Origin of the sequence: Micromonospora sp. 050-3 (assembly GCF_046549335.1) — a bacterium.
Classification (GTDB): Bacteria; Actinomycetota; Actinomycetes; order Mycobacteriales; family Micromonosporaceae; genus Micromonospora; species Micromonospora trifolii.
In genome coordinates this window covers 1,271,021-1,296,409 of sequence record NZ_JAJPVX010000002.1, presented here as the reverse complement: position 1 = coordinate 1,296,409, position 25,389 = coordinate 1,271,021, and the positions used below count along the sequence as shown (strand labels likewise).

22 protein-coding genes are annotated in these 25,389 nt (G+C 71.2%); 6 read left to right on the top strand and 16 right to left on the bottom strand.

What is annotated here, in order from left to right; translation table 11 throughout:
* Nucleotides 1-27: 27 nt before the first annotated feature.
* On the top strand, nucleotides 28-1,161 hold the full coding sequence (locus ACLJOK_RS21030) for a hypothetical protein (protein ID WP_410820404.1): 1,134 nt from the start codon (nucleotides 28-30) through the stop codon (nucleotides 1,159-1,161).
* Between the two features lie 76 nt (nucleotides 1,162-1,237).
* Here ACLJOK_RS21030 and ACLJOK_RS21025 read toward each other — a convergent pair whose 3' ends face one another.
* Nucleotides 1,238-1,747 (bottom strand): DUF6912 family protein, encoded by a 510-nt coding sequence (locus tag ACLJOK_RS21025; protein WP_410820403.1) that lies wholly within the window; start codon nucleotides 1,745-1,747, stop codon nucleotides 1,238-1,240.
* A gap of 216 nt (nucleotides 1,748-1,963) precedes the next feature.
* Between ACLJOK_RS21025 and ACLJOK_RS21020 the strand changes: the two genes are divergently transcribed.
* Both ACLJOK_RS21020 and ACLJOK_RS21015 read left to right on the top strand, forming a co-directional pair.
* Nucleotides 1,964-2,191 (top strand): helix-turn-helix domain-containing protein, encoded by a 228-nt coding sequence (locus ACLJOK_RS21020; RefSeq protein WP_030490852.1) that lies wholly within the window; start codon nucleotides 1,964-1,966, stop codon nucleotides 2,189-2,191.
* A gap of 291 nt (nucleotides 2,192-2,482) precedes the next feature.
* Nucleotides 2,483-3,079 (top strand): Rv3235 family protein, encoded by a 597-nt coding sequence (locus tag ACLJOK_RS21015; protein WP_410820402.1) that lies wholly within the window; start codon nucleotides 2,483-2,485, stop codon nucleotides 3,077-3,079.
* A 135-nt stretch (nucleotides 3,080-3,214) separates the two neighbouring features.
* On the opposite strand, the gene secA is transcribed toward ACLJOK_RS21015, so the two are convergent.
* Nucleotides 3,215-6,139, bottom strand: coding sequence for a preprotein translocase subunit SecA (secA, locus tag ACLJOK_RS21010; protein WP_410820401.1), 2,925 nt, complete (start codon nucleotides 6,137-6,139; stop codon nucleotides 3,215-3,217).
* 168 nt (nucleotides 6,140-6,307) lie between these two features.
* On the opposite strand from secA, the gene ACLJOK_RS21005 reads away from it, so the two are divergent.
* Complete coding sequence (locus tag ACLJOK_RS21005; protein WP_410820400.1) at nucleotides 6,308-7,459, top strand: GNAT family N-acetyltransferase; 1,152 nt, start codon at nucleotides 6,308-6,310, stop codon at nucleotides 7,457-7,459.
* Nucleotides 7,456-8,568, top strand: coding sequence for a GNAT family N-acetyltransferase (locus ACLJOK_RS21000; RefSeq protein ID WP_410820399.1), 1,113 nt, complete (start codon nucleotides 7,456-7,458; stop codon nucleotides 8,566-8,568). The genes ACLJOK_RS21005 and ACLJOK_RS21000 overlap by 4 nt, the downstream gene beginning before the upstream one ends.
* 55 nt (nucleotides 8,569-8,623) lie before the next feature.
* On the opposite strand, the gene hpf is transcribed toward ACLJOK_RS21000, so the two are convergent.
* The 8 genes from hpf to efeU all read right to left on the bottom strand — a co-directional run bounded on the left by hpf (nucleotide 8,624) and on the right by efeU (nucleotide 18,072).
* A complete protein-coding gene (hpf, locus tag ACLJOK_RS20995) occupies nucleotides 8,624-9,259 on the bottom strand; it encodes a ribosome hibernation-promoting factor, HPF/YfiA family (protein ID WP_410820398.1) in 636 nt (211 codons plus the stop codon).
* Between the two features lie 248 nt (nucleotides 9,260-9,507).
* Entirely contained in the window at nucleotides 9,508-10,182 is a 675-nt protein-coding gene (locus ACLJOK_RS20990; protein WP_410821555.1) for a ComF family protein, read from the bottom strand.
* Between the two features lie 37 nt (nucleotides 10,183-10,219).
* Nucleotides 10,220-11,998 carry an LpqB family beta-propeller domain-containing protein gene (locus ACLJOK_RS20985; RefSeq protein ID WP_410821554.1) on the bottom strand — a complete coding sequence of 593 codons (1,779 nt, stop codon included), beginning with the start codon at nucleotides 11,996-11,998 and terminating at the stop codon, nucleotides 10,220-10,222.
* A gap of 32 nt (nucleotides 11,999-12,030) precedes the next feature.
* Nucleotides 12,031-13,788 (bottom strand): MtrAB system histidine kinase MtrB, encoded by a 1,758-nt coding sequence (gene mtrB / locus ACLJOK_RS20980; RefSeq protein WP_410820397.1) that lies wholly within the window; start codon nucleotides 13,786-13,788, stop codon nucleotides 12,031-12,033.
* 12 nt (nucleotides 13,789-13,800) lie between these two features.
* The gene (gene mtrA, locus ACLJOK_RS20975) at nucleotides 13,801-14,490 is read right to left on the bottom strand and encodes an MtrAB system response regulator MtrA (protein WP_110564421.1); all 690 of its coding nucleotides are present in this window, start codon (nucleotides 14,488-14,490) and stop codon (nucleotides 13,801-13,803) included.
* 223 nt (nucleotides 14,491-14,713) lie between these two features.
* The gene (gene efeB / locus ACLJOK_RS20970; protein WP_410820396.1) at nucleotides 14,714-15,991 is read right to left on the bottom strand and encodes an iron uptake transporter deferrochelatase/peroxidase subunit; all 1,278 of its coding nucleotides are present in this window, start codon (nucleotides 15,989-15,991) and stop codon (nucleotides 14,714-14,716) included.
* 25 nt (nucleotides 15,992-16,016) lie between these two features.
* Nucleotides 16,017-17,150, bottom strand: coding sequence for an iron uptake system protein EfeO (gene efeO / locus ACLJOK_RS20965; RefSeq protein ID WP_328650864.1), 1,134 nt, complete (start codon nucleotides 17,148-17,150; stop codon nucleotides 16,017-16,019).
* 22 nt (nucleotides 17,151-17,172) lie between these two features.
* Complete coding sequence (efeU, locus tag ACLJOK_RS20960) at nucleotides 17,173-18,072, bottom strand: iron uptake transporter permease EfeU (protein ID WP_410820395.1); 900 nt, start codon at nucleotides 18,070-18,072, stop codon at nucleotides 17,173-17,175.
* Nucleotides 18,073-18,244: 172 nt separating this feature from the next.
* On the opposite strand from efeU, the gene ACLJOK_RS20955 reads away from it, so the two are divergent.
* Nucleotides 18,245-18,403 carry a hypothetical protein gene (locus ACLJOK_RS20955; protein WP_410820394.1) on the top strand — a complete coding sequence of 53 codons (159 nt, stop codon included), beginning with the start codon at nucleotides 18,245-18,247 and terminating at the stop codon, nucleotides 18,401-18,403.
* A gap of 92 nt (nucleotides 18,404-18,495) precedes the next feature.
* Here ACLJOK_RS20955 and ahcY read toward each other — a convergent pair whose 3' ends face one another.
* The 6 genes from ahcY to ACLJOK_RS20925 form a co-directional block, all read right to left on the bottom strand.
* Nucleotides 18,496-19,995, bottom strand: coding sequence for an adenosylhomocysteinase (gene ahcY, locus ACLJOK_RS20950; protein WP_410820393.1), 1,500 nt, complete (start codon nucleotides 19,993-19,995; stop codon nucleotides 18,496-18,498).
* Nucleotides 19,996-20,274: 279 nt separating this feature from the next.
* The gene (gene manA, locus ACLJOK_RS20945) at nucleotides 20,275-21,438 is read right to left on the bottom strand and encodes a mannose-6-phosphate isomerase, class I (protein WP_410820392.1); all 1,164 of its coding nucleotides are present in this window, start codon (nucleotides 21,436-21,438) and stop codon (nucleotides 20,275-20,277) included.
* A 3-nt stretch (nucleotides 21,439-21,441) separates the two neighbouring features.
* A complete protein-coding gene (locus ACLJOK_RS20940) occupies nucleotides 21,442-22,449 on the bottom strand; it encodes a cation diffusion facilitator family transporter (protein ID WP_410820391.1) in 1,008 nt (335 codons plus the stop codon).
* A 67-nt stretch (nucleotides 22,450-22,516) separates the two neighbouring features.
* Nucleotides 22,517-23,713: an SIS domain-containing protein gene (locus ACLJOK_RS20935; protein ID WP_410820390.1), complete on the bottom strand. Its 1,197-nt coding sequence runs from the start codon at nucleotides 23,711-23,713 to the stop codon at nucleotides 22,517-22,519.
* A complete protein-coding gene (locus tag ACLJOK_RS20930) occupies nucleotides 23,710-23,895 on the bottom strand; it encodes a Trm112 family protein (protein ID WP_354941357.1) in 186 nt (61 codons plus the stop codon). Before ACLJOK_RS20930 ends, ACLJOK_RS20935 begins: the two co-directional genes overlap by 4 nt.
* Before the next feature lie 61 nt (nucleotides 23,896-23,956).
* A complete protein-coding gene (locus ACLJOK_RS20925) occupies nucleotides 23,957-25,342 on the bottom strand; it encodes a phosphomannomutase/phosphoglucomutase (RefSeq protein WP_410820389.1) in 1,386 nt (461 codons plus the stop codon).
* Nucleotides 25,343-25,389 lie beyond the last annotated feature (47 nt).

The window sequence follows — 25,389 nt, the reverse complement described above, 5'->3', positions numbered from 1 at the left end:
GTGACCTGCCGCCTCGAAGGGGAGACGATGACCAAGCAGCCCGGCCGCGTCCCGGCCGCTGAGTCGGACGAGCCGGCGGTCGACGCGGCCAGCGCCGGCAGTCGGCCGCTGCCCGCCCCCGGCGCCGCAGTGCTCGCGCTGCTGGCGCTCGGCTGGCTGGCCGCCATGCTCTGGTCCACCCGGGAGGCCATCACCTCGGCGGCGGCCGGGGTCACAGCGATCAGCCTCTCCGCGTTCGCCCTGCCCGGCGTGATCTCGGCCGCGCTGGTGGCCGGGGCGGCCGTCGCGCTGGCCGGTGGCAACCTGCTGGCCCGCAGGTACGGCGACTGGGCCACGCTGCGCTTCGCCGGGGCGATCGGCGGCGGAACGCTGGTCGGGCTCGCTGCCGCGGTGGCCATCAACCTCACCTACTTCGACACGTCCACCACCAACGTGATCGCCGGCACCACGGCGGCCGCGGCGATCATCGGGGGCGCGCTGGCCGGCGCGCGGACCGCCCCGGCGATCGGTGCTGTGGTCACCGCCGCGCTGGGCACGCTGATCTTCGTGGTCGCGTTCAGCCGCGCCCGGGACCCGCTGTTCGACCTCTTCGGTGCCGGCGACAGCCAGGAATCGTTGATTAACGCGGCCAAGTGGGTGTCCCGTACCGAATCGCTCGTCGCCGGGCTGCTCGCCGGGCTACTGGCCTTCGGCTACCTGACCTGGGCACGGCGTCGCGCCGTCCGCCGCGACTCCGAGACCCCGGCGCTGCGCTGGCCGGCGTACCTGCTCGCCGGGGCCGGCCCGGGGCTTCTCCTGCTGCTCGCCGAAGTGATCATCCGGATCGGCGGCCGGTCGCTGCTCGACCTCGCCAGCGCGCTCAGCGAGGCGGACGCCGTGGCGCAGACCTCGCTGGGCACCTCGCGGGTGGACAACGGCATCTGGGTGCTCTTCGTGGGTGCGCTGACCGCGCTCATCGCGTTCGGCCGCACGCTCAGCCCGGCCCACAGCGACGACGACGAACCGGCCGACGGCCCGAACCCGGTGGCGGACCAGATCGCCCCGGAGGACGACAAGCCGGGCTACGCCAAGGCGTTCGACGCCGACCCCGCCGAGACATTCGACGGCGACGCAACTGAGACGTCCGATGCGGACCCCGCGAAGGCGGACCCGGCTCGCTGACGCTGGACCGGCCGGCGTTCGGCGCGGGCGGGCATGGCCGTGTCCGACTCAGGCTGCTGCTGGGGCGGTGTCCGGCTCAGTCGGTCGCGCGGAGCAGCTGGTCCAGCTCCGTCACGTCGTACCACTCCAGCTCGTGGTCCTCGGCGCCGTCGACGGTGAACTGGGCGTCCGGGTCACCAGCCGCCGCCTCGGCCACCACGTCGGCCGCCGCGCCGATCTCCTCGGCCGCGTCCGCGCTGTCCACGTGGATGGCTGCGACGGCGCCCACCGGCACGGCGTCGGCCAACGTCACAGTGCTGGAGCCCAGCTCACCGTCGCCGCGACCGATCGCTGCCGACGGCAGGTCGACCGAGACGACGACGCGTCGGCGGGGAGCGGTCGGGTCGGCCCGCAGCAGGTGCAGGGCGTCCTGGGCAGCCCGGGTGAAGGCGACGTACTCCAACTCCTCCTCGTCACCCTCGGCGTACCACTCGCGCAGCGCCGGGGTCACGGCGTGCGCCTGGTCGGCGGCCAGCCCCTCCTCACGCAGCCGAGCCAGCATCGGTACGGTCGCCGGCACGTACACCCGGACAAGCTCGTCGGTCACCGGTCGTCTCCCTGCGTCGTCCTTTCACCGGCGGCCGCCGGCACGGGCGCAGATCATGCCGCACGCCGTGACCGTCATACACCCCGCCTCCGCCCGGAGGAAGCTCCCAGCCGGTGTGTCCGGCGTGGTTGGCCCGGCCTCGACGCGGTCCGGTGCTGGGCGGCGGGGGCTGTCGGTGGCAAACTGAGCCAAACGACATCAACCCCGGGAGTTCCTGTGGAGCCGAGGTTCCTGCTGCTCTCCGACGTGGCCGCCGAGCTCAACGTGTCGGACTCGCAGGTCTACCACATGGTGCGCAGCGGCGAACTGCCGGCGATCAAGATCGGCGGGCGTGGCCAGTGGCGCGTCGAGCGCGCCCGCCTGGAGGAGTACATAGCGCGCAAATATGACGAGACGGCAGACTGGGTGCAGAGCAACCCGCTGGTCGACCGCGACCCCGAGTAGCACAGCCCGATCTGACCCCAGCCTGGCCTGTCTGCGCCGCTAGCCCGCCCCGCTTTAACCCGCCCGCCCCGCCCCGGCCCGTTCCGCCTGCCTTCGCAGGGCATGATCCACTCGGGTTCGCGGAAGTCGGGGTGTTCGGGCCGCTGGGACGCCCGCGACATCAAGGAACCCGAGTGGATCAAGCGTTTTGTCGGGCGGAGGCTGCCATCGAGCCATTGACCGGGGCCATTCTGTCGCTCAGAATCGAGCTAGTCGGAGGCAAACGAAGGCAAACGCAAGATCAAGGGGGCCATGATGAGCGGAGCGCGACCCGGTCCTTCCCGACCACCCGTGCGGCTGCGCCCCGTCCCGCCCTTCGACCCGCCGTACGTTGACGAGGCCGACGGGTCCTACTGGCCGGTGCCGACCGACGGCCAACTCGCCCTCGACCTGTTCGCCTCCACCCGGCCCAGCCCGGTCCGGCCGCCGGAACGGCGAGCAGCCCTGCGCCCGGTGCCCAGCCGGTCCACCACCACCCATCCGGTCGCGTCGTTGCCGCCGTCGACCGCGCCGGAAACCACCCGAGCCGCGCACCGCTTCGTCGGCACCTGCCTGGAGGTGGTCAACGGCTACCGTTCGCCGACCCAGGTGCGAGCGCTGCTCGACCCGGCCAGAGCGGGCGACCTACTGACCGAACTCGCCCGCGCACCCGGCCGGGCCGGGACATCCCGCCGCCGCGCCGGCCGACCACTGGTGCGGCTGCTACGCCTGCGAGTCTGCGAGCCCCAGGAGACCGCTGTGGAGGCGGCAGCCGTCCTCACCGGCACGGGCGGCCGCAGCTGGGCGATGGCACTGCGCCTCGAACATCGCCGGGGCCGCTGGCTCTGCGTCGCCCTACACGTGCTCTGACCACACCTGCCCCCGGTCGTCGGCGGGGCTCAACGACACCGACGGGCCCCGGCCTGGGTAGGCCGGGACCCGTCGGTCAGACACTGTCAGTGCGGCTGCTGTCGGTGCAGACGCTCTCGGTGCAGGTGCTGTTGGTCAGTTGCCGCCGTTGGGTGCGCCGTGGCAGCGCTTGTACTTGCGGCCCGAGCCACAGGGGCACGGCGCGTTGCGGGACGGGCCGTTGCTCGCCTCCGCCTGGTTCGGGGCCGGCCGGCGGGCGGCCGACGGAACAGTCGGGCCACGCAGCCCGGATGCCGGCCGCTGCGGAGCGGACGGCGCGCTCTGCCCCGGTGCCGCTGGAGCACCCTGAGCCGGTCGGCCCACACCGAGCGCCGGAGCCTGCTGCTGGGCCTGCTCCACGGCGACCGCGCCGGGGCTGGCCTCACCGTCGATGGTGGGCGCGGAGTATTGCAGGCCCTGCCGCCGCGGCGCCTGGTTGAGGCCCTTGGCCCGGATCTCCACCGGCTTGTCGAGCAGGGTGACCTCGTCGGCCCCCTCCTCCGGCTCCGGTTCGGTCACCTGGACGTCGACGTTGTAGAGGAAACCGACGGTCTCCTCCTTGATGCCGTCCATCATGGTGGCGAACATGTCGAAGCCCTCGCGCTGGTATTCCACCACCGGGTCGCGCTGGGCGTACGCCCGGAGGTTGATGCCCTCCTGGAGGTAGTCCATCTCGTAGAGGTGCTCGCGCCACTTGCGGTCGATGACCTGGAGCAGCACCATCCGCTCGAGTTGGCGCACCCCCTCGGTGCCGAGTTCCTCCTCACGCCGGTCGTACGCGGCGTTGGCGTCGTCCTTGAGGCGGGCGACCAGGAAGTCGGCGTCCATGCCGGCCCGGGAGCCACCGGCCTCCTCTTCCAGCTCCTCGATCGTCAGGCCGACCGGGTAGAGCTGCTTGAGGCTGGACCAGAGCTGCTCAAGGTCCCAGTCTTCGCCGTAGCCGTCGGAGGTGGCGCCTCGCACGTAGGCCTCGACGGTGTCGTCGATCATGTTGCGGACCTGGTCGGAGAGGTCTTCACCGTTGAGCACCCGGAGCCGCTCGGCGTAGACGACCTGGCGCTGCTTGTTGAGCACCTCGTCGTACTTGAGCACGTTCTTGCGGATCTCGGCGTTCTGGCCCTCGATCTGGGCCTGGGCGCTCTTGATCTGCCGGGTGACCATCTTCGACTCGATGGGCACGTCCTCCGGGATGTTGAAGCGCTCCATCACCGCCTCGACCGCGCCGGCCCGGAAGCGCCGCATCAGCTCGTCCTGAAGGGACAGGTAGAACCGGGACTCGCCCGGGTCGCCCTGCCGGCCGGCGCGACCGCGCAGCTGGTTGTCGATCCGCCGGGACTCGTGCCGCTCGGTGCCCAGCACGTAGAGGCCACCGGCGGCCGAGACCTCATCCGCCTCGGCGTCGCAGGCCTGCTTCCAGGTGGGAAGGACCTCCTCCATCGCCTTGGCGTAATCTTCCTCGTTCTCCAGTGGGTCGAGGCCGCGCTGCCGCAGCTCGTTCGCGGCGAGGAACTCCGGGTTGCCACCGAGCAGGATGTCGGTGCCACGGCCGGCCATGTTGGTGGCCACTGTGACCGCGCCCTTACGCCCGGCCTGGGCGACGATCTCGGCCTCCCGGGCGTGGAACTTGGCGTTCAGCACGTTGTGCGGAATGCCGCGTCGGCGCAGCAACTGGGAGAGGATCTCGGAGTTTTCCACCGAGACGGTGCCGACCAGCACCGGTTGGCCCATCTGGTGCCGCTCGGCGATGTCCTCGATGACGGCGTTGAACTTGGCCTTCTCCGTCTTGTAGATGACGTCTGGCCGGTCCTCGCGAACCATCGGGCGGTGGGTCGGGATGGTCACGACGCCGACCTTGTAGACCTTGTTGAACTCGCTCGCCTCTGTCTGCGCCGTACCGGTCATCCCGGACAGCTTCTCGTAGAGGCGGAAGTAGTTCTGGAGGGTGATCGTGGCCAGGGTCTGGTTCTCCTGCTTGATCTCCACCCCCTCCTTGGCCTCGATCGCCTGGTGCATGCCCTCGTTGTAGCGACGGCCGTGCAGGATGCGACCGGTGAACTCGTCAACGATCAGGACCTCACCGTCGCTGACGATGTAGTCCTTGTCGCGCTTGTAGAGCTCCTTGGCCTTGATGGCGTTGTTGAGGTAGCCGACCAGCGGGGTGTTCACCGACTCGTACAGGTTGTCGATGCCGAGCCGGTCCTCGACCTTGGCGACACCCCGCTCGGTCACCGCGATGGTGCGCTTGGAGTGGTCGACCTCGTAGTCGCCCTCACCGTCGGTGCCGGGCTGGAGCCGGGCCACCACGCCGGCGAACTCGCCGTACCAGCGGGCGGAGTGCTCGGCCGGGCCGGAGATGATCAGCGGGGTGCGGGCCTCGTCGATCAGGATGGAGTCGACCTCGTCGACCACCGCGAAGTTGTGCCCGCGCTGCACCAGCTCGTCCTTCGACCAGGCCATGTTGTCGCGCAGGTAGTCGAAGCCGAACTCGTTGTTGGTGCCGTAGGTGATGTCGCACTCGTAGGCGGCCTTGTGCTCGGTGGCCGGCCGATTGGGCAGCACCACGCCGACGGTCAGCCCGAGGAACTCGTGCACCCGACCCATCCACGCCGCGTCACGCTGGGCGAGGTAGTCGTTGACCGTGATCACGTGGACGCCCTTGCCGGAGAGCGCGTTGAGGTAGACGGCCATGACCGAGGTCAGCGTCTTACCCTCACCGGTCTTCATCTCGGCGATGTTGCCGAAGTGCAGCGCCGCGCCGCCCATCACCTGGACGTCGTACGGGCGCTGGCCGAGCACCCTGGCGGCCGCCTCTCGGGCCACCGCGAACGCCTCCGGCAGCAGGTCGTCGAGGGTCTCACCCTCGTCGAGCCGCTCCCGGAACTGTTCGGTCATGCCGGCCAGTTCCTCGTCGGTGAGGTTGACGTAGTCGTCCTCGATCGAGCTGACGGCGGCGGCGATGGCCTTGAGCCGTCGCACCATGCGGCCCTCGCCCGCGTTAAGGACCTTTTCCAGAATCGACACGGATCAACGCTCCCCTAGACAGTCTCGAACCATCGTAGGCGCTCCATCGGCGCGATGGTCACTGGTGGCGGTGCTCGACCCCACCGAACCCGACATAACTCGCGTCCGGCGCACGCTCCAGACGTTATCCGGTTACGCCGTCGGCGAACGCTACGGCAGGATGCACGAGTGGAGCCCGTGGAGATCATCGAAGACGGCGTGCTGCTGCGGCCCTGGCGAGAGACGGATGCCGAGGCCGTGCACCGAGCCTGCCAGGACCCGGACATTCAGCGTTGGACCACCGTACCGCGCCCATACCGGCCGGAACACGCGCTCGGATTTGTCACCGAGATGAGCCGGACGGCCTGGGCCGAGGGCACCGGGGCACCGTTCGCGGTCTGCGACCCGAGCACCGGGGAGCTGCTGGGTTCCTGCGGACTGATCTCGATCGACGAGAACGGCACCGGTGAGATCGGCTACTGGACGGCGCCCTGGTCGCGTGGTCGGGGCGTCATGGTCCGGGCCGCCCGGGCGGTGGCCCGCTGGTCCTTCGCCACCCTCGGGCTTCGCCGGCTCATCTGGCAGGCCGAGGTGGGCAACCATGCCTCCCGGCTGGTGGCCCTCCGGGCCGGTTTCCGGATCGACGGCCGGTTGCGGCTGGCCAACCCGGCGCTGCACGGCAGCGCGGACGGCTGGATCGGCTCGCTGCTGCCCGGCGAGGTGCCGGCCGCCGGGTCGACCGGCCCGGCCGGACCGGGCACCCTCGCCGCCCGGCGGGCCGCAGTCTTCGGCCGCCCGCAGCCCGTTCTGTTCGCCGAGACCAAGGCCGGCGAGCTTCGTCTGCGGCCCATGGAGGAGCAGGATCTGGACGCCGTGGTGCACACCTCCCGGGACCCGGAAACCATCCGCTGGACGACAGTGCCGGACCCGTACGAGCGCGCCGACGCGCAGGGCTTCCAGGCTTACGGCCGGGACGCCTGGGCTCGGGGGGACGCCGCCTGCTTCGTGGTCGCCGACCCCGACGACCGGTACGCGGGCACGCTCGACCTGCGGCTCTCCCCCGCCGACCCGCTGGTGGCCGACGTCGGCTTCGTGACCGCGCCGGCGGCCCGGGGTCGGGGCTATCTGCCCGCCGCGCTGGTCGCGCTCAGCGCCTGGGGGTTCAGCACGTTGGGCCTGGCGCGGATCGAGTGGAAGGCGAACGTGGGCAACACGGCCTCCCGCCGGGCGGCGGAGAAGGCGGGCTTCCTGATCGAGGGAACCGCCCGGGGCGGTGTGCAGCACCGGGGCGATCGGGTGGACGTGTGGGTCGGGGCGCTCCTCCCGAAGGATCTGGGATGAATCTGCGGCCGGTCGTCGAGGCGCACGGGGTGCGGCTGCGCCCGTTCCGCGCGCAGGACAGCGCCGACGTGGTCGACGGCTGCGCGGACCCGCTGACTCAACGGTTCGTGTCGAACCTGCCGACGCCGTACACCGAGACCGATGCCCGCTGGTGGATCGACGTCGGCGCCCCGGCGGCCTGGACCGGCGGCGGCACGGCGTACGCCGTCGCGGATCCCGCGACCGATCGGCTGCTCGGCGCTGTGGGGTTGAACAACCCGGTGCCCGCCCGGGGTCAGCTGGAGATCGGCTACTGGATGCGGCCGGCGGCGCGCGGTCGCGGGCTGGCCACCGCGGCGACTCGCGCGCTGAGCGAGCACGCGGTCGACGCCGGGGCGGCCCGACTGGAACTGCTCACCGAACCGGAGAACGGCTCGAGCCAGCGGGTCGCGCTGGCCGCCGGCTTCCGCTACGAGGGTCTGCGCCGGTCGGCCGGTGCGTCCCGCGACGCGGGCCGGCACGATCTGCTGGCCTGGGTACGCGTCGCCGGTGATCCGCCCGGCCCGGCCGCCCGGCTGCTGCCCGACCTGCCCGACGGGGTGCTCACCGACCAGGTGGTGGCGCTGCGCCCGCTCGCGCCGGACGACGCGGCGCTGATGTTCCTGCTACACAGCCGACCCGAGGTGGTGGCGAACCAGGCGCCGCCGGTGCCGCCGACGCGCGAGGCGATGGAGCGGCGTTGTCGTCTCGCGCAGAGCGGCTGGCTGACCGGCGAGATCGCCCGGCTGCTGATCACGGACGTGGCCAGCGGAGAGCCTGTGGGCAGTTGCGGGTTGTCGTACACCGACGTGGCCGCCGGCGAGGCGTCGGTCGGCTACGCGTTGCTGCCGGACTGGCGCGGCCGGGGGTACGCGACGCGGGCGGTCCGGTTGCTCGCGGGCTGGGCGTTCGGCCCGGCCGGTATCGTCCGGCTGTCGGCCGGCACGGTGCCGGACAACACCGCGTCGCACCGGGTGCTGGAGCGGGTCGGGTTTCGGCGCGAGGCCCTTCAGCGCGGCCGGCTGCCCGGGCTGGCCGGCGCCCGTCTGGACGACCTGACCTTCGCGCTGCTTCCCGCCGACGTCCGCTGACCGGTGTCGTGGGGTTGCGGCGGGAGCGCCCCGCCACAACCCCACGAGCTGCCGGTCAGGTGGCGAGGGAGATGATGCCGTAGTCGTACGCGTGACGCCGGTAGACGACGCTGGGGCGGCCGGACTCCTTGTCCTGGAAAAGGTAGAAGTCGTGGCCGACCAGCTCCATCTCGAACAACGCGTCGTCGATGGTCATCGGCTCGGCCGGGTGCACCTTCTCCCGGGCGATGTGCCACGGCTGGTCGTCGTGCTCCTCTTCGACGCGCTCCGCGACCGCGGTGCCGGCGCGGGCACCATCGGTTGGCGCGCTCAGCGCGCTGGGCACCAGGTCCGCGACCGGCAGGCCCGCGGTGGCCTCGGCGACGGAGATCGGCGCGTGCCGGCCCCGGTGTACGCGGCGGCGGTCGGCCGCGCGGCGCAGCCGGGTGTCGAGCTTCGCGATGGCCGCGTCGAGCGCGCTGTAGAAGTCGTTCGTGCAGGCTTCGGCCCGAATCACCGGGCCCCGGGAAACGCAGGTGATCTCCACCCGCTGGCAGTGGTCGGCCTGGCGCGGATTGCGCTCGTGAAACAGCTCGACATCAACGCGAATAAGTTTGTGGTCGTAGCGTTCGATCTTCGCGAGTTTCTCGGCTACGTGTACCCGGTAATGGTCCGGCACTTCAACGTTTCGGCCCTTGACCACGATGTCCACGTGACCTCCCTTTTTCGGACGGCCTTCGATCCGGTTTACACCCGGCCGCGCGCCGTGGGGAGACCCGCTGGCGTCGACCGGTTGGTACGGCTACGCCTCCTCTCACCGCCGGGGGCGGTTGGAACGACCTCCTACCCCCGACAGCGAAACGCTAACTCTTGTTTGCCCGGCAGTCACCCCATGTTGCCGAGACCACCCAGGATTTTTCGCACCTCATACACCAACGGGTGAAACGGAAACACTATCGGTTACGACTGGTGTCTTTTCTCGGTCGCCGCGAGCACCGCCGAGACACTCGGTGCCCATCCCGTCGCGGTCAGCACCCGGCTCGCGGCGGCGAGGGTCACGCCGGTGGTGAGAATGTCGTCGAGCAGCACCACGACCGGCGCCGCCCCTCCGGCACGACCCCGCACCGGCCCGGTCGAGCGGGGCTGGAAGGCCGCCTCGGCCGCCGCCGCGCGCCCCGCGCTGTCCAGGGTGACCGAGTCGGGCCGGGGCGACGCCCGCAGCGGACGATGCACCCGCACCGCCCAACCGCTCCGGCGGAGCCGGGCCGCGCAGTGCCGGGCCAGCCGGTCGAGGTGGTCCCCGTAGCGGGACCGGGCCGCCGCCGCGGTGTCCGGGACCGGAACCAACGCCAGCGGGCGGGCCCCACCGACGGCCGCCGCGACGACCTCGGCGAGCAGCGCGCCGAGCGGGCGGGCCAGCCCGTGTCGGCCGTGTTCCTTGTACGCCAGCAGAGCCTCGCGCAGCGGACCCGCGTACGGGCCGAGGGCGACGCAGGACGGCAGGCCCGGTGGGGCGGGGGTAGGGCGGACCGCCCGTGGCCGCAGCTCGTCCAGCGCCACGACACACGCTGGGCAGACCCCGTGCCGCAGGCCGGGTCGGCGCTCCCGGCAACCGGCGCAGTCGGCGGGCAGCACCAGGTCGGCGAGGTCCGCCCAGAGCCCGCTCACCGTGTCAGTAGAGGAAGAACGGCGCCGACGGGTTGCTCGGCCGGACACCTGTCGGCACCGGGGCGATGTCGCGCACCCGGCCGGGCTCGATCCGTTCGAACGGGCTGCTGCGGTAGGCCACCCCGTTCGCCTCGTACATGTAGGCCCCGCTGGGCGCCCGCACGCTGCGGTTGGTCGGGTACGCGGTCAGGTGGGTGACCTTGGCGCCGAGTTCGGTCTTCAGCGGCGTCTCCAGGGCGCCGTCGACACTGATCTCGTAGATCGCCGGCTGGCCGACCGACCCCGCCACCACGAGCTGGTCCTCCCTGCCCCAGTCGACCGCCGTCGGGTTGGTCAGCGAGGTGACCAACTCTCGGGGCGGGCCGATGGAGACCCCGCCACCGTCGAGGTTGACCGCGGCGACGTAGAGACGGCCGCCGGCGATCAGCGCCACCCGCTGGCCGTCCAACGCGGCCGCCACCGCGGTGACCCCGGCGGAGGGCAGGTTGAGCGGCACCGGATACATCCGGGCCGCCTCGTCGAACCGGTAGAGCTGCCCGTCGGCCACCACCAGGCCGCGGCTGGGGCGGTTGTCGACAGTACGCAGCCAGACCGGTCGGCCGATCGCGGAGTATTCGGTGCCGCTGCGGCTGAGCACGGCGACCGGGTCGGCGCCCGTGCCCACGGCGAGTCGGTACCGGTTCTTGCTGCTGCCGGCGACCACCATCGCGGCGAGGATCCGGCGGTCCTTGGCCAGCCCGAGGCTGGCGGAGACGACGTTGCGGTTGGCCTCGGGTGTCAACGGCACAGTGCCGCTGGGCTCACCTTCGAAGTCGAGTGGGTGGATCGCGCCGTCGTACACGCCGAAGCGCTGCGGGCTGGTGGCATGCGGGTAGAGCAACTGGGAGTCTCGTCGCTCGCCCAGCTCCACCACGGGCTGCGCGTTGTTGCGGATCTTCAACTCCAGCTGACCGGTAAGGTCGCCCAACGACCAGGCGATCTGCGTGATCAACTGATCGATCCCGTTCTGGTCGTCACCGGACATGTCCAGGTTGACCTCCCACCGACCGTTCCCGCCGGTGGCGTTGTTGATCAGCTCGGTGCGGTCCGGCAGCCCGACGACTCCCGGGCGCAACCAGTCGGAGGGGCCGCCGACCAGCCACTTCACCACCTCGTTGACCTGCCGCTCGACCGGCACCGCCTGCGGCCGGTAGCGCTGATCGGGCACCAGGCGGGTGCGGTCCGAACTCCAGAAGTAGATCGTCTCGTCCTGGTAGTACTGACGAAGGGCGGTGTCGCTGAGCAGCAGCACGTTGGGCGGGTTGATGATGTAGAGGCCGGCCCGCTCGTCGTTGGCGCCGCTGTTGACGGACGCACTGCGCAGGCCGAACTCGTACTCCGTCTCGGTCGCCACCGGTGGAGCCAGGGTGCCGTTGGTCCGCAGCACCCCGATCTGCTGCACGGCGATCTTCACGGTCGTGGTCGAGTCGCGGTTGAGGGTGTAGACCGCCCCGCGCAGCCGGACCACGTTCAGCGCGACCTCGCTGCCCTTCTTGTCCTGTAGGCGGATCTTGTCCTCCGGGGCGATGAACGCCTTGACCCGCTCGTACGCCCGGTCCGGCTCGCCTGCGGCGGCGGACAGGAAGTTGCGAACGAACGTCTCGTTGACGCTGCCGCTGGCCGTCCGCGTCGGTGGCTCACTGCCCCGACTGATCACACCGGCCTCGGTCGCGGCGCCGCCCTTGCCGTCCAGCCGCACGTCGGATGCCGCCGGGATGCCACAGCCGGCGCCCAGCAGCACCATCACGCCGAGAGCCCCGAGCACAGTTGGCCGTCTCACGAGCGCACCTCCGTCCGCTGCCCGTCCCCGGCCGGAGCCGGGCCGATCGCCAGTGCCCCGCCGGTGCCGGGACCGATGGCCAGTGGGCCACCGTCGCGGGGGCCGCCGAACGGCAGGGCGGCGTCGGCCGGCACCAGCCGCAGCGGTGAGGTGGTCAGCCGATCGCCCGCGCGGGCCGGCAGGGTGAGCCGGAACTGCGCGCCCTGGCCGGGAGCACCCCACGCCTCCAGCCAGCCGCCGTGCAACCGAGCGTCCTCCAGGCTGATCGACAGGCCCAGGCCGGTGCCCCCGGTCTGCCGGGCCCGGGACGGGTCCGCCCGCCAGAACCGGTTGAACACCAGCTTCTCCTCGCCCACCTTCAGCCCCACGCCGTGGTCGCGGACGGTGATCGCCACGGCGGTCTCGTCGATGCCGAGGGTGATCAGCACCGGGCGTGCCTCACCGTGTTCGACGGCGTTGCCGACCAGGTTGCGCAACACCCGCTCGACCCGGCGCGGGTCGACCTCGGCGATCACCGGCGTGCCCGGCAGGTCGAGTTCGATCGGTACGCCCACCCGCTCGGCCAGGCCGGCCAGCCGGTCGACCACCCGGTGCACCACCGGCACCAGGTCGGTCGGCTCGGAATCCAGCATGGCGAAGCCCGCGTCGAACCGACTGATCTCCAGCAGGTCGGTGAGCAGTTCCTCGAATCGATCCAGCTCGGCCTGGAGCAGCTCGGCGCTGCGGGCGACCGCCGGGTCGAATTCGTCGCGCTCGGCGAAGATCAGGTCGGCGGCCATCCGGACCGTTGTCAGCGGGGTACGCAGCTCGTGGGAGACGTCGGAGGTGAAGCGGCGCTGCAACCGGGACATCTCTTCCAGGCGCAGGATCTGCCGTTGCAGGTTGGTGGCCATCTGGTTGAACGATGCGGCGAGCAGGGCCAGGTCGTCCTCGCCGTTGACCACCATCCGCTGGTCGAGCAGGCCCGCGGAGAGCCGCTGGGCGGTTCGTGCGGCGACCCGGACCGGGTTGACCACCAGCCGGGTGACCAGCGCCGCGAGCAACCCGAGCAGGATCACCAGCGCGACCCCGGTGGCCACCACTGTGGCTCGGGCGTCGGCGGCGGTGACGTCCTGCCGGCCGAGCGGCACCAGATAGTAGAGCTCGATCTGGCCGAAGCGGGTGGGCACCGGTGAGCCGTAGACCAGGTATTTGGTGGTCTTGTCGGTGAGTCGCCCGGTGCGGATCTGGCTGGCCACCTTGCCGTCGGCGATCGCGGCCCGCAGCTCGGGGCTGATCAGCGACTGGACGTTCGCGGACGGGGAGGTGCGCGTCTGGATGTCGTTGGGGTAGTCGTCGGCGGTGATCGCCACCACCACCCCGCTGGTCTGCTGGGGGTCACCGCCGGCCAGGTAGTTGACAGTGCCGTCGATGGTCTCCTGGAGCTGCGCCTCCTGCGGCTGCCCGTAGAAGGAGACCTGCTTGGCCGCGTAGCTGGCACCGGTGGTCACCCGCTGCCGGACGTCGCTGCGAGCGCTGTCGAGCAGGATCGTGGTGATCTTGTCGGCGATCAGGAATGCGAACCCGCCGACCAGCAGGCTGGACGCGACAAGCGTGATGGTCACGACCCGGACCTGGAGCGAGCGGCGCCAGGTCTGGTGCGCCCGACCCACCACCCGGGCGACCCGACCGCTCACCGCACGCCAGAGCTCCCCGCCGGCGCTGGGCCGGCGGGCAGCAGTACTCGGGGAGGGTGGGGGCGGCGAGGTCGACACAGTGCGACCAGGCTATCCGGTCCCCGCCTTGTAGCCCACGCCCCGCACGGTGAGGATGATTTCCGGTCGCTCCGGGTCCGGCTCGATCTTGGCCCGCAACCGCTGGACGTGCACGTTGACCAGACGGGTGTCGGCCGCGTGCCGGTAGCCCCAGACCTGTTCGAGCAGCACCTCGCGGGTGAAGACCTGACGTGGCTTGCGGGCGAGCGCGACCAGCAGGTCGAACTCCAGCGGCGTCAGCTTCACCTCCTCGTCGTTGCGGCTCACCGTGTGCGCCGGCACGTCGATGGTGATCTGGTTGTCGGGCGGCCCGATGGTGAGCATCTCCGGGGCCACGTCCTCGCCTCGGCGCAGTCGGGCCCGCATCCGGGCCACCAGTTCCTTGGGCTTGAACGGCTTGACCACGTAGTCGTCGGCGCCGGACTCCAGGCCGAGCACGACGTCCACGGTGTCGCTCTTGGCGGTCAGCATGACGATGGGCACGCCGGACTCCGCACGGATCGACCGGGCGACGTCGATACCGCTCATACCGGGAAGCATCAGGTCAAGCAGCACGATATCGGGACGACTGTCGCGAAAAGCGGCCAACGCCCGCTCGCCGTCCGCCACAAACGAGGGCTGGAAACCCTCGCTGCGCAGCACGATGCCGAGCATCTCGGCGAGCGCGGGGTCGTCGTCGACCACCAGTACGCGGGCTCTCATGGGATTAATATTGCATCCTCATTCAGTTCGGTGGGACCGGCGTCCGCCGGTAATGCTTCGCGCCGCCGTCAAAACGGTGACCGCAGTCCGCCACGGCGGCGCCACGGGCTGCGGTACCGGGCGCACGGATGGCCGTCGCCGGGCTGTCACCATGATCCCCCTTCGGTGCCGCCGGGCGCCACCGCAGGCTGGGCCGATCCGGTTGTCGCCATCCGGACGACGGTCAGCCGAACAGCCCACGCCCCCAGTGGTCCCCGCCGTCGCGTACCCCGGGCGGACAGGCGAACACCCCGCTGGAGACGTGTCGTAGGTACTCGTTCATCACGTCGTGCCGGGCCAACTGCGTCTGGATCGGTACGAACTGACGCCGTGGATCGCGCTGGTAGGCGATGAAGAAGAGACCCGCGTCGAGCCGGCCGAGGCCGTCCGAGCCGTCGACGAAGTTGTAACCCCGGCGCAGCAGCTGGGCGCCGCTGTTCCGGCTCGGGTGGGCCAGCGCGACATGGGCGTGCTCGGCGATCACCGGCTTCCCGTCCGCGCCACGCGCGGCGAAGTCGAGCTGGTCGAACTCGTCGCTGCGACCCAGTGGCGCGCCGCTGCCCTTGGTCCGGCCAACGATCTCCTCCTGCTCAGCGAGGGAGGTCCGGTCCCAGGTCTCCACGAGCATCCGGATCTTGCGGGTGACCAGGTACGAGCCTCCGGCCATCCAGTCCGGCCCGTCGCCCGGCTGCACCCACAACTGGTCGCGCAGCAGCTCGGTGTCCTCGGCCTTCAGGTTGGCCGTGCCGTCCTTGAACCCGAAGAGGTTGCGCGCGGTGGCCTGGTCCCGCGAGGTCGACGAGGTGCGGCCGAAGCCGAGCTGCGACCAGCGGACGCTCACCACGCCCATGCCGAGCCGGGCCAGGTTGCGGATCGCGTGCACCGCCACCTGCGGGTCGTTGGCGCAAGCCTGGACGCAGAGGTCGCCGCCGGAGAGCTGCGCCTGCAACGCGTCGCCGGGAAACTTCGGCAGCTCGGCAAGGGCGGCGGGCCGACGGTCGGCGAGGCCGAAGCGGTCCCGCCCGTCGGCGTCGCGGAACAACGTCGGCCCGAACCCGATGGTGAGGGTGAGCTGCGAGGGAGGCAGGCCGAGCGCTTCGCCGGTGTCGTCCGGTGGGGCCTCCGGCATTCCGCCGACCGCACCGAGCACCCCGGCGTCGCGTCCCGCGGTCATCCGGGCGGCGGCGGCCGTCCACTCCTCGAGCAGTTCGACCAGCCGGGCCCGGTCCTTGGTGATCACGTCGAAGGCCACGAAGTGCAGCCGGTCCTGCGCCGGGGTGACGATGCCGGCCTGGTGCTCACCGTGGAACGGCACCGCCCCGGCCGGGTGGTCACTCGCCGCGGCCGGGCCATGGGAGCCGTTCAGCAGCGCCCCGGCGCCGGCCGCCACTCCGGCGACCCCGGCCACCCCGGCGCCGGCCAGGGTGATCGCCCGGCGCCGGGTGAACCTGCTCCCGCTCATCAACTAGACCCTTTCTGCCAGGTGGTCACTTTGCGACGGCCGCGGCGACCTTGCTGATCGGCTCGGCGAGCGCGTTGATCCCGTCGGAGAGCTCCTTGAGCTCGGCCTTGCTCAGCGCGGTGTGCAGCTTCCACCCGTCGCCGTCGCGGTGCTTGCCGAGCAGTCCCTCGACGTTGGTGAACTCGGTGTCCAGCTGCGTGACCAGCTCCGGCGAGCGCTGCTGCAACGCGGGCCGCAGGGCGGACACGGCGGCCTTGGAACCTTCGAGGTTGGCGGCGAAGTCCCACAGGTCGGTGTGCGAGTAGCGGTCCTCCTCGCCGGTGATCTTGCCGCTGGCCACCTCGTCGAGCAGCTCCTTGGCACCGTTGGCGAGCTGGAGCGGGGAGAGCTTCTCGGCGTTCGCCTTGGCCACGATCTCCTTGACGTCGACCAGCAGGCGGTCGGCGATCGGGCCGTCCTTGCTGATGTCGCCGGACTGCCAGAGGTCCTTCTCGATCCGGTGGAAGCCGGTGAACTCCATCCCCTCCTCGATGACCTCCTCGCGGCCGTCGATCTTGGGGTCGAGGTCGCCGAAGATCTCGGCGACCGGCTCGATCCGCTCCCAGTAGGTGCGGGCGACCGGGTAGAGCGCCTTGGACTTCGCCACATCGCCGGCCTTGACTGCGCCGACGAACTCCTCGGTCTTGTCCAACAGCGCGGCGGTCTGGCTCTTGACGTAACGCTGGTAGTTGTCGGTGGCGTCACCCAGCGCGGCGTCGGCGGTGAGCGGCTGCGCCGACCCGCTGACCTTGAGCGCGCCCCGGATGCCCTTGCCACTCATCCCCGGCTTGCAGGCCGTCTGGTACGTGCCGGCCGGCAACTCCACGTGCAGCTCGCGGCTCAGACCGGGGGCGATGTTCTCCACCTCGCCCATCACCCGGTCGCCGTCGGCGTACACGTAGAACTCGGTCACCTTCGCGCCGGAATTGGTGATCTTGAAGGTGGCGGTGCCGGCACCCAGGTCGGTCGAGCCGACCTCACAGGCGGTGTCGCTGGCCTTGACCACGATCGGTCCGCCGGACGCGGCCGGGTCACCCTTGTCGGAGTCGGAGCAGGCGGCCAGACCGGCCGTTGCCAGCACGCCGGCGGCGGCCAGCGCGAAGAACTGGGTGGTACGCATCTGGGCTGTCTCTCCTCGTGGGTCAGGCACGCTGCGGCGTGGACGCCGCCTCGGCCTCGGCGCCGGTGTCGGCCCCGCGCTCGGTGACGGTGGTGGTGGTCGCGGTGGGTGCCGGCTTGCGCCGGGCCGGTCGCAGGAAGAGCAGGAGCACCGGTACGGCGTACGCGACCCAGGCGATCGTCTCCAGCACTGTGGGCGCGGGAGTCACGTTGAACATGCCGGCGAGCAGGGCCGCGTACCAGGTGCTCGGGTCGAGCGCGCTGGTGATGTCGAAGGCCAGGTCGTTCAGGCCGGGCAGGACCCCGGCCTCCTGGAAGTCGTGCACGCTGTACTTGAGGATGCCGGCGGCGACCAGGATCAGCAGCGCGCCGGTCCAGGTGAAGAACTTGCTGAGGTTGATCCGCAGGGCGCTGGCGTAGAGCAGCGCGCCGAGGACCACGGCAGTGACGATGCCGCCGATCAACGCGAGCAGCGGGCCACTGTCGCCGGCCGCACCCTGGGCGGCCGAGTAGAAGATCAACGCGGTCTCCAGGCCCTCGCGGATCACCGCGAGGAAGGCCATGCCGGCGACGGCGAGGGAGCCGACGGCCAGCGCCTCGGTGAGCTTGCCCCGCAGTTCGCCGGCGATGGTCCGGGCGGCCCGACGCATCCAGAAGATCATCCAGGTCACGAAGACCACGGCGGCGACCGAGGTGATCGCCTCGAACAACTCGCGATCCTCGGAACGGGACAGCAGCGAGGTCGACGTGTACTCGATCAGCCAGCCGAAGAGCACCGATAGCGCTACGGCCAGGCCGACGCCCGCCCAGACCTGCGGCAGCCGGTCCCGGCGCTGCGACTTCACCAGGAAGGCGACCAGGATGCTGACCACCAGGGTCGCTTCCAGCCCTTCCCGCAGACCGATCAGGTAGGTGGCGAACATCCGGGCTCCGAGTAGGTTAGGCACGCCTTGGCTGGCTTAGGGCAGGCATACCTTCCTCCCTGCTCAGGGCACTCGTCAAGTCGTTCACGACAAACTCACTGGGCCCGTGACGAGGACCCACGAGCGCCCGGCGGCCGGCCTGTCGCCGGTCGGCTGTGGGAGGATCCCCGCCGTGAGGGGATTCCTGCCGTGGTTGGCGGTGCTGGCCGTGGTGCTGCTGCTCAGCGCGCTACGTCTGCGGGCGCTGGCCACAGTCGTGTCGGTCGGCTGGCTGGTCTGGTGCATCTGGACCTGGTTCCGCCCCACCCGCCGCGGCCCCCGTTCGGGCTGACCCGGCGGCGGGAACGCTGAGCCCGCCCAGCCGGCGGCGGAGACGACGAACCGGGCCGGCTGCGAACAGCCGACCCGGTCCGGAGATGTCGATCAGTAGCGGTAGTGATCCGGCTTGAACGGACCCTCCGTGGAGACGCCGAGGTAGGCGGCCTGCTCCTTGGTCAACGTGCTCAGCTTGGCGCCGAGCGCGCCGAGGTGCAGCCGGGCCACCTTCTCGTCCAGGTGCTTGGGCAGCACGTAGACGCCGATCGGGTACTCCTCGGTCTTGGTGAAGAGCTCGATCTGGGCGATCGTCTGGTTGGCGAACGAGTTCGACATGACGAAGCTCGGGTGCCCGGTCGCGTTGCCCAGGTTCAGCAGGCGACCCTCGGAGAGCACGATGATGGCGTGCCCGTCGGCGAAGCGCCACAGGTCGACCTGCGGCTTGATGTTGATCCGCTCGACGTCGGAACGCTTGGCCAGCCCGGCCATGTCGATCTCGTTGTCGAAGTGGCCGATGTTGCCGACGATGGCCTGGTGCTTCATCCGGGCCATGTGCTCGTTGGTGATGACGTCGAAGCAGCCGGTGGCGGTGATGAAGATGTCGCCCAGCTCGACCACGTCGTCCAGGGTGGCGACCTGGTAGCCGTCCATCGCGGCCTGCAACGCGCAGATCGGGTCCACCTCGGTCACCACGACCCGTGCGCCCTGGCCGCGCAGCGACTCGGCGCAACCCTTGCCCACGTCGCCGTAGCCCATGACGACCGCCATCTTGCCGCCGATCAGCACGTCGGTGGCGCGGTTGATGCCGTCGATGAGCGAGTGCCGGCAGCCGTACTTGTTGTCGAACTTGCTCTTGGTCACCGAGTCGTTGACGTTGATGGCCGGGAAGAGCAGGGTGCCCGCCCGGTGCATCTCGTAGAGCCGGTGCACGCCGGTGGTGGTCTCCTCGGTCACGCCCTTGATTCCGGCGGAGATCCGGGTCCAGCGCTGGCCGTCCTCGCCGAGCGAGCGGTGCAGCAGCTCGAGGATGACCGCGTACTCCTCGGAGTCGGCGGACTCGACCGGCGGGACCGCCCCGGCCCGCTCGAACTCGGCACCCTTGTGCACGAGCAGGGTGGCGTCGCCGCCGTCGTCGAGGATCATGTTGGGGCCCTGCCCGTCCGGCCAGGCGAGCACCTGCTCGGTGCACCACCAGTACTCCGGCAGGGTCTCGCCCTTCCAGGCGTACACCGGAACCCCGGCCGGAGCCTCGGGGGTGCCGTCCGCGCCGACGACGATCGCCGCGGCGGCGTGGTCCTGGGTGGAGAAGATGTTGCAGGACGCCCAGCGCACCTGCGCGCCGAGCGCGACCAACGTCTCGATCAGGACGGCGGTCTGGATGGTCATGTGAAGGGAGCCGGTGATCCGCGCGCCGGCGAGCGGCTGCGCCTCGGCGAACTCGCGACGGATCGCCATCAGGCCGGGCATCTCGTGCTCGGCGAGCTGGATCTCTTTACGCCCGAACTCGGCGAGGGACAGATCCGCCACCTTGAAGTCGCCGTCGGCGAGCGTGCTCGGCCGGGCCTCGGACGGCGTGCCGCTGGCGGACGCCGGGAGGGTGCTGGTCATGAAAGCTCCTGTCGAACGATGTCTGCGCCGACCCTCCACCTTACGCGCGTCGACGACGGGCAGCAGGCACGGTCCGCGGACAGCGCACGGGGCGGTCGGTGATGGACGGACCTTCCCGCCCACGTCCCGCCCGCCCCGTGCATCCCCCCGGTTTGGTTCCCCCGCACGTTCTCGGACCGTCGTCGCGATAACGCTGCGTACTCATAGAGTCACACTCAGGCAGGGCGACGTCAAGCTATTCCGGGAAAGTCGGACTTGTGTCGTTCTCCGGAGCTGAAGTCAGCGCAGCCCGGACGTCGCCACGAACGCCACACCGACGCCGTCGATGCGCAGCGGCGCTCCCGACGCCGTGCCGATCGCCGCCTCGCCCGAGGCCAGCGTCAAGGCGCCGGCACCGTCGTCCACGGTGATCGAACCGCCAGCGCAGAGCACCACCCGAGGGCCGGGCAGCGGCAACGTCACCGAGGGCACCGCCGCGTCGACCCGCACCCGGTGCAGCGCGAAATCGTCCACCGGCACGGGCCACCAGTCCACGCCCGGGCCGACCGGCTGCGCGGCCCGCACCGGATCGTCGAGCACCTCGAAGCGCAGCACCCGCAACAACTCGTCGACGTCCACCCGCTTCGGGGTCAGGCCGCCGCGTAGCACGTTGTCGCTGGCCGCCATGATCTCCACGCCGCAGCCGCTCAGGTAGGCGTGCAGGTTGCCGGCGGGCATCCAGATCGCCTCTCCCGCCTCCAGCCGCAGGTGGTGCAACAGCAGCGCGACAAGCGCACCCGGATCCCCCGGGTACGCCTCGGCCAACCGGCGGGTCAGCTCCGCGTCCGGGCCGCCGGCCGGCGCTGCCACCACCGAGGCCAGCAGCTCGTGACGCTTGGCGACCGGCCAGCCGAGCAGCGTCCGCACCGCCGTCCGCAAACCAGCCGGCCCGGCCCGCAAAGCGGCGACCACCGGCGCCAACGCCGGTACGCCGAACGCGGCGAGCGCCTCGGCCGACTCCGCCGGATCCCGGAACCCGCACAGCGCCTCGAACGGGGTGAGCGCGACCAGCAACTCCGGCTTGTGGTGCGGGTCGGAGTAGTTGCGCTGCCCCTCCGGGCGCCCCGCCTCCGCCGCGTAGCCGGCCTGCGCCTGCTCGGCGTCCGGGTGGGCCTGCAGGCTCAGCGGAGCGTCGGCCGCGAGCACCTTGAGCAGGAACGGCAGCCGGCTGCCGAACCGCTCGGACACCCGCTGGCCGAGCCACTGCCCTGGTTCGTCCCGCACCAGGTCACAGAGGCTCACCCGCAGACCGGCGCGATCCACGTGGGCCGGGGCGCCCGGGTGGGCCCCCAACCACAGCTCCGCCTCTGGGCCCGCGCTCGGCACCGATCGCCCCTGAAGGAGGGCGATGGCCGAGCGCGAGCCCCAGGCGTAGTCCCGGATCGGCCCGTACAGTGGCTCCACCCGTCAGCCCCCGGGCCGCCCGGTCGCCTCGCCGGACGCGTCCTGCGGCTGCGGAACTGCGGTGTCGGCCGCGGCACCGGTGCCGGCCTCGGCGGCAGCGGCGCTGTAGACGTCCGGCTCCAGGTAGATCACCCGGGCGACCGGCACCGCGGCGCGGATCCGCGCCTCGACGGCGTTGATGCCACGGGCCAGGTCGTGGGCGCTCTCCCACTCCGGCACGCCGATCTTGGCGGCCACCATCAGCTCTTCCGGGCCCAGGTAGAGCGTCTTCATGTGGATGATCCGCTCCACCTCGGGGCCGTCGGTGACGGCCCGCTCGATGGCGGCCAGGTCGGACGCCTCGGCGCCCTCACCGAGCAGCAGGCTCTTCGTCTCGATGGCCAGCACCACGGCGATGACGACCAGCAGGATGCCGATCATCGCGGTGCCGGCGGCGTCCCACTCGCCGTTGCCGGTGATCAGCGTCATGGTGACGCCGAACAGGGCGAACACCAGACCGAGGAGCGCGCCGAAGTCCTCCAGGAGCACCACCGGCAGCTCCGGCGCCTTGGCGCGACGGATGAAACGCACCCAGGACTGGTTGCCCCGGATGTGGTTGGACTCCTTGATGGCGGTCCGGAAGGAGAACGACTCCAAGATGATCGCCGTCACCAGCACGACCACCGGCAGCCAGTGCCACTCGGTGATCCCCTTGGGATCGTGCCACTTGTGGTACGCCTCGTAGAGCGCGAACAGACCACCGATGCTGAACAGCACGATGGACACGATGAACGCGTAGATGTAGCGCTCCCGGCCGTACCCGAACGGGTGTTCCGGGGTGGCCGCCCGCTTCGCCCGCTTGCCGCCGAGCAGCAGGAGGCCCTGGTTGCCGGAGTCGGCGACCGAGTGGACCGCCTCGGCCAGCATCGACGACGAGCCGGAGAGCAGGAACGCGATGAACTTGGTGATGGCGATGCCGACGTTGGCCAGCAGAGCGGCGACAATCGCCTTCGTCCCACCGTTGGCGCTCATGCCACCGCTCCGCTTCGCCGTGCGAAGCCGACCGGTCCGCGCATGGCGCGCCGCCCATTGCGTTCGTTCACTGGTTCGACAGCTCCTTCATCTCGGTGATGGCCGGAACGGCCATCGGGTCAAGCCCGTGTGCCAGAGCAAGGTAGATCGAGGCGAAGTCCGGAACGGCGATCAGCGACGCCAGCCGCTCCAGCGCGGAGCCGCCCTCGGCGGTCACCACGTCGCACCGCACGCCACGGCGCTCCGCGAGGGTCTGCACCGCGTCCGCACGGCGCTCCTCGACGGCGAGCGGCTCGTCGGTGTCGTCCTCGGCGTTGAGCCCGCCGTCGCGCAGCAGCACCAGCCGCAGCCGGGTGCCCTCGCCGTCTTCCTCGGCCGGGTCGGCGAAGATGTCCCGCTCCCCCTCGGCCAGGCCGCCGAAGACGCCGTCGAGCAGCCCGACGCGCCCCCGCCCGGCCTCACCCAGCGCTCCGGTGACCACCGGATAGCGGGCGTTGGCCGACAGGGTGTCGCCGAACCGGCGGGCCGCCACCGTGGCCAGTGGGGACGAACCCCAGACGATCGGGATCGAGCCGGCCAGGCCCAGCGCCAGTGACTTCGCCGGGTTGACGAAGGACTCCGCGGCGGACCGGCAGCGGTCGGCGTCCGCGTCGAGCCGGGCCGCGGTCTCCGCCAGGTCCGCCTCGTTGACCTTCACGAGCCCGAGGGAACGGGCAGCGAGCAGGACCGGCACGGTCAGCGCCCAGAGGCTGGCCCGGGCCGGGGCACGCCGGGGCACCGGGATGAACGGCGCCCGGGCCTGCTCGGCGATCGACTGCAACTGCGAGTCCGGGGCACCCACGGCGACGAGTCGGGCACCACGACGGTGGGCCGCCTCGGCGGCGCCGAGCGCCTCCGGGCTACGTCCGGACGCGCTCACCGCGATCACCACGTCGGCCGCGCCAACCCAGCCGGGTACGCCAGCGGAGCGATGCCCGATGATCGGGACCGGGCAGCGTGGCCCGGCGACAGTGGCCAGCACGTCCCCGGTACGCCCGGCGGTGCCGATGCCGGCGATCACGACGGCTCGGGGCCGCCCGTCGTCGGCGAGCACCGCGAGGTTCGCCTCGGCTGCCAGCGCGGCGCTCTCGCGAACCTGCGCACCGGCCGACGCCGTGTGCCGGAGCATGCCGCCCGGGTCGGCCTCGGCCAACGCCTGCGGGTTGTCGAGCAGGGCCTCGTCGGCGTCCCGACGCCCGCTGACCCCGGCCGTACCGTCGATCATGAGGACTGCCCGGGGCCGCCGCGCGCCTCGTCGAGCAGCAGTACCGGCACGTCGTCGCGGACCTCGAAGATCCGACCGCACTCCGTACAGGTCAACGTCTGCGCCTCGGCGTCATAGGAGAGCGGGGCGTGGTGCGTGTCCGGACAGGCGAGGATCTCGAGCAACTGCGGATCCAGGGCCATGGCGCGGCTCCTTCCACGTGTACGGCTTGACCGACGGCGGTGCCGACCGGCGCAGGCGATCTTATCGGCGAACGCGGTCGAGCACGTCGTCCCGGAGCGAGACCATCCGATCCCGGGTGGGCGCCTCGACGTTGAGCCGCAGCAGCGGCTCCGTGTTGGAGGCGCGCAGGTTGAACCAGGCGCCGTCGGGGAAACGCAGTGTGAGTCCGTCCATCTCGTCGGCCACCGCGTCGGGGTACGCGGCGCGCACCTCGGCCACCGCCGCCGCCTGGTCGGCCACCGTCGAGTTGATCTCGCCGGAGGCGATGTAGCGCTCGTACTCACCGGCCAACACGGACAGCGGCAGCGACTGCTCGCCCAGTGCGGCCAACGTGTGCATCGCCGCGAGCATCCCGGTGTCGGCGAACCAGAAGTCCCGGAAGTAGTAGTGCGCGGAGTGCTCGCCGCCGAAGACGGCGTTGGTGCGGGCCATCTCCGCCTTGATGAAGGAGTGCCCGACCCGGGCGACGACCGGCTTCCCACCGTGCTCCCGGATGATCTCCGCGACGGCGCTGGAGGTGATCAGGCCGTGGATCACCGTGGAACCCGGGTGCTTGGCCAACTCACGGGCGGCGACGAGTGCGGTGATCGCCGACGGTGAGACCGGCTCGCCGCGCTCGTCCACCACGAAGCACCGGTCGGCGTCACCGTCGAAGGCCAACCCGATGTCGGCCCCGTGCTCGACCACCGCGCGCTGGAGGTCGACCAGGTTCGCCGGGTCGAGTGGGTTGGCCTCGTGGTTGGGGAAGCTGCCGTCCAACTCGAAGTAGAGCGGCACGATCTCCAGCGGCAGCGGCGACAGGGCCGCGTCTCCGAGCACTGTCGGAACTGTGAAGCCACCCATGCCGTTGCCCGCGTCGACGACCACCTTCAACGGCCGGATGCCCGAGAGGTCGACCAGCTTGCGCAGGTAGCCGGCGTAGTCGGGGAGCAGGTCGCGCCGCTCGGCGGGCCGGGTCGGCGCACCGGCGGGACGAGCGTCGCCCGAGTCCAGGAGGGCCTGGGCCCGTTCCCGGATCTCGGCCAGGCCGCTCTCCTGGCCGATCGGGCGCGCGCCGGAGCGGCACATTTTGATGCCGTTGTACTGCGCGGGGTTGTGGCTGGCGGTGAACATCGCCCCGGGCAGGTCGAGCGAGCCGGACGCGTAGTAGAGCAGGTCGGTGGAGGCGAGGCCGATCTCGATCACCGAGCGGCCCTCGGCGCGTACGCCGGCGGCGAACGCGGCGGCCAGGCCGGGCGAGGTGGCCCGCATGTCGTACCCGACGACGACGGCGTCGCCCGGCTCGTCGGTGGAGCTGAGCAGTTGGGTGAAGGCGGCGCCCAGTGCCTCGGCGGCCCGTTCGTCCCACTGGTCCGGCACCGTCCCGCGGACGTCGTACGCCTTCACAATCTGGGACAGATCAGACACGTGTTCCACTCCTTGGCCGCAGGTTAGACACCGATCCTGAGCCTAAC